1 pseudogene is annotated in these 306 nt (G+C 59.5%); it reads left to right on the forward strand.

Going from position 1 to position 306, the window contains the following annotated elements:
- Positions 1–262 (forward strand): annotated as a pseudogene (locus CYJ76_RS11995) (hypothetical protein); the annotation flags it as partial.
- Positions 263–306: the final 44 nt, after the last annotated feature.

Raw genomic sequence — 306 nt, forward strand, 5'->3', positions numbered from 1 at the left:
CGAGGGTGGCCACAATGGGCTGCGCTCAATGACTGCCGAGCTGGGCACCCAGCGCTACGTGCGCGTCCGCATGGGCATCGGCCGCCCGCCTAAGGGCACGCCTGTGATTGATTTCGTTTTGAGCCCGTTCGAGGATGCAGACATCGCCCCAGAGAGCGGATGGATGGAAAACACTCTTCGAGATTCGGTGGACTCAGTGACGCTCATCGTAGCAGAAACAACCAAAATCTGGTGCGTCTTCCGGGGCTTCTGTGTCTTCTAAACCGTCTGCGAATTCCGAACCGTCTGCGGCTTCCAAGCCCTCCG

Origin of the sequence: Kytococcus schroeteri (assembly GCF_002847825.1) — a bacterium.
Lineage (GTDB): Bacteria > Actinomycetota > Actinomycetes > Actinomycetales > Dermatophilaceae > Kytococcus > Kytococcus schroeteri.